This window comes from Acinetobacter sp. ANC5681, from assembly GCF_023488045.1.
Classification (GTDB): domain Bacteria; phylum Pseudomonadota; class Gammaproteobacteria; order Pseudomonadales; family Moraxellaceae; genus Acinetobacter.
In genome coordinates this window covers 1-2960 of record NZ_JAMFKZ010000064.1, presented here as the reverse complement: position 1 = coordinate 2960, position 2960 = coordinate 1, and the positions used below count along the sequence as shown (strand labels likewise).

6 protein-coding genes and 1 pseudogene are annotated in these 2960 nt (G+C 41.5%); all 7 read right to left on the bottom strand.

Annotation, left to right across the window (positions count from 1 at the left end):
• A pseudogene (locus tag M5121_RS15625) lies at nt 1-221 on the bottom strand (hypothetical protein); the annotation flags it as partial.
• On the bottom strand, nt 208-462 hold the full coding sequence (locus M5121_RS15620) for an IclR family transcriptional regulator (protein WP_249571684.1): 255 nt from the start codon (nt 460-462) through the stop codon (nt 208-210). The pseudogene M5121_RS15625 and the gene M5121_RS15620, both read right to left, overlap by 14 nt.
• Nucleotides 459-1121 carry a hypothetical protein gene (locus tag M5121_RS15615; RefSeq protein WP_249571683.1) on the bottom strand — a complete coding sequence of 221 codons (663 nt, stop codon included), beginning with the start codon at nt 1119-1121 and terminating at the stop codon, nt 459-461. Before M5121_RS15615 ends, M5121_RS15620 begins: the two co-directional genes overlap by 4 nt.
• Nucleotides 1114-2013 carry a hypothetical protein gene (locus M5121_RS15610; protein WP_249571682.1) on the bottom strand — a complete coding sequence of 300 codons (900 nt, stop codon included), beginning with the start codon at nt 2011-2013 and terminating at the stop codon, nt 1114-1116. Before M5121_RS15610 ends, M5121_RS15615 begins: the two co-directional genes overlap by 8 nt.
• Entirely contained in the window at nt 2010-2309 is a 300-nt protein-coding gene (locus M5121_RS15605; protein ID WP_249571681.1) for a PIN domain-containing protein, read from the bottom strand. The genes M5121_RS15610 and M5121_RS15605 overlap by 4 nt, the downstream gene beginning before the upstream one ends.
• A complete protein-coding gene (locus tag M5121_RS15600; RefSeq protein WP_249571680.1) occupies nt 2306-2647 on the bottom strand; it encodes a hypothetical protein in 342 nt (113 codons plus the stop codon). The genes M5121_RS15605 and M5121_RS15600 overlap by 4 nt, the downstream gene beginning before the upstream one ends.
• Nucleotides 2648-2665: 18 nt before the next feature.
• Nucleotides 2666-2960: YlcI/YnfO family protein (locus tag M5121_RS15595; RefSeq protein ID WP_249571679.1), on the bottom strand; the 295-nt coding region annotated here is incomplete at its 5' end.

The window sequence follows — 2960 nt, the reverse complement described above, 5'->3', positions numbered from 1 at the left end:
ATGTGCGAGTCGTCGCCCACTTCTTGATTACGTTCTGTCAAAACTTCAACATCACTGGCAAAACACATAAACGGCTGACCATCTTCCAAACGACCAAAAACACGATTGTCTTCAAATCGATCTACCACGCCGTAACCAGTGAAGCGTTTTCCTGAATAAATTGTTCGTGACTCGCTAATGAAATCTACTTTCACGCGATCGCCTATTTTAATGAGAGACATTAATCAACTCCTTGGCTAGAGATGTGGCTTGGTATTTAAAACAAGTGGTTTTCTCAATGTAGCCAAGCTCGATTAAAGTCTTGATGTAGCGCAAAACCGTGAAGCTATTGACATCATTCACACTCTTAGCAACATCAGAAACCTGAAATGGCTTTGTTTCATTGACAGCAAATTTCAAAACACCGATCGTTCTACCAACCGCTAAAACTTGGTTTGAAACTGATTTTTGATTTGGATTCATACCGCATCTCCACTCACAATCCCTTTACCCATAACATCAATGGATGCTTGATTGAACGCTGCTACAATTAACATGCCTTTTGAAAAATAACTTTGAGCTAGGCTTTTAAGCTTTTCTGTTTGCTCAGCAGTCAAGCCTGCGCCAATTGGTTTTTGCGCTCGCTCTATCGTTTTGACTGGAATTGCCACAGGTGGCACGTAAATTTCCTGCTTTACACCCTGTAGCTGCATACGCGCCAAGCGATCTTCATACAGATTCACAAATTGACGCTGTGCTTCTTTTATATTTCCATCTAGCACAATGTGATAAATCTCATCCCAGCATTGTTTCGCCAATACTGTGATTTTGTGTTTTGAGTCTCTTGACCACTCACAAACGTGATACCAAGCCTCTGTAGATGACCATGTGCCTGAAACACACCAAGATTTAAACTCCTGCACTGTTGGCATAAACTTGGATTGACCTGATAACAGGCGAGCCATTCCACGATTGAATCCATCCTGATCCACACCAACCAGCGCTGCAGAAATCACATTTCCAACGATGTTCATCGGCATGTCGGCAAAGTGTTTTGCAAACTGTTGGGCATACATGGTTTTCAATGTAAAAATCAGTTGTTGTTCGAAAGACATAGCTTCCGCTTGGGCAATCTCACGCATGACCTACCCCCTCAATCCAGTTTGGCTTTTTTGGTGTGACATCAATCGGCTCTCCCCAATCCTGTTGCTGTCTTGGTTGTCCAAAACTTGCCCAGTAATCAGCGTTGATGTCTTTAGGATTAGTGGTGTAACCAGTGCTCTGTTGTGGCTGTTTATCTTTCTGGTACCAGTCTGCCTTAAATCCCTGATATCCCTTTTTCGCTGACCACTCAACTGCTGTTGCAACTGAGATATTTGCTTTAGCCGCTTGTTCAGTCAGGTTTTCAAGAATTGAATCTGTAAGCTCTGCTCCTTTTCGCGCCACCATCCAATCATGTGCATATTTCTCATCACAACCAAGTTCAACAAGTCGATTGATGCCAGCTTGTTTTTTAGTGATGCGTTTTACCTTAGGTTCAGACTTAACCTTAGGCGGATTCTCTGAATCGCCTATAGATGGATATACAGATGGATATTGAGGGATATGATGGATAGTGTGAACCTCGCTCACTGGTTTTTGCGCCAAGTTCACTGGTTTTGGGGAGAGGTTCACTGGTGGTTGTGAACCTAGTTCACTGGTGAGACTGGCACACTGGTGAACCTCGCTCACTGGTTTTGATTGTTTTTTAGGCGAATATTTAACGGTAGGGTTAAAGTTTTTAGCATTAACTGAATAATGATTTTGTCTACCTGCACCACCTGTTACAGATAGAATCCCACAATCTTTTAGGTAGGAAACACATTCAGCAATTGTCTTATTGCTCAAGCCTGTTTCTTTAATCAAGCGTGATGTAGGTGCATACCAGCCCGTATTGCCGTTATCATCAGCAATGTCAGCAATCACCCAAAGCAGATGCTTAGGAGTGCTATGAATTGGCAGTTCGCGGATTTCGTTAACGATCTTATTGCTCATACATCCCCCTCATCATTCAACTGAATGAATCGCCCAAACATGATGATTTTGTCTGCACGATGCAGGCTGGAAATAATCATTCCAGCATCGTAATAGCTGATCCGATGCCGTTGACTTAAAGCCTCAATAAGCTCATCCCGCGTTACCGCTGCATTAGCTTCATCACGATTGATCTTGCGCAAGTTGGCTTTTCGAACTTCTAAAAAATCATTCAGGGTCCGCAAAGCTGGTTCATACCAGGACTGAATAATTTGAGCCTGTTTAAACTCTGGTTGTTTTTGGAAGTTAGAGTTCATGAAACCTCCTTTTGAGCTGCCAATGCATTGCTCAAATGGATCTGCACATCATTCGAAATGGTTTTACATTTTGGAGAAATGTTATTTTCAATGTGCTGATCATCGCCAAAGGTGGTTAATGCTGGCAAACGGCGTTGGTTTATAAACTCTGCAACAGTCGCGCGCCGAATCAAATGATTCAACGCAAAGCTATTATTTCCATCGAGTAACACACCATTTTTCTGAACCTGGGTAACCGTCATTAAATGATCTGGTTTGTTTGCATCAATAAAAACAACCGTGTCGCCGTCTACAAAATCACTGTTGTTCGTAGCTAATTGGTTTGGTATATTTGTCATGTTCTTTGGTTCCTAAAATTAATGAACATTGCTTAAAGCTCGAATTGCAACTTCGGGCTTTTTGCTTATCTGGAATACTGAAAAAATACTTTTGAATACATTTACGTATTCACTTGAATACCCTGTATTCTTTGATTTCTTTAAAAATTCGATTGATGATTGGCCTAAATCAATTTGAAGTTTTAAATCTATGGCCTCTCTAATCCATTTAGCTCGATCACTACCTTCGATTTTTGCTAGATCATCTACGAGTTGCTTAATATCAAAAGGCACTCTGGTAGATACTGATGACATGAGCTTTTCGCTCGGCTTT

Bases quoted from the DNA above. Each gene is read 5' to 3' on its own strand.
- M5121_RS15605 (WP_249571681.1), bottom strand. From the start codon at position 2,309: ATGAACTCTAACTTCCAAAAACAACCAGAGTTTAAACAGGCTCAAATT.
- M5121_RS15620 (WP_249571684.1), bottom strand. From the start codon at position 462: ATGAATCCAAATCAAAAATCAGTTTCAAACCAAGTTTTAGCGGTTGGT.
- M5121_RS15615 (WP_249571683.1), bottom strand. From the start codon at position 1,121: ATGCGTGAGATTGCCCAAGCGGAAGCTATGTCTTTCGAACAACAACTG.
- M5121_RS15600 (WP_249571680.1), bottom strand. From the start codon at position 2,647: ATGACAAATATACCAAACCAATTAGCTACGAACAACAGTGATTTTGTA.
- M5121_RS15610 (WP_249571682.1), bottom strand. From the start codon at position 2,013: ATGAGCAATAAGATCGTTAACGAAATCCGCGAACTGCCAATTCATAGC.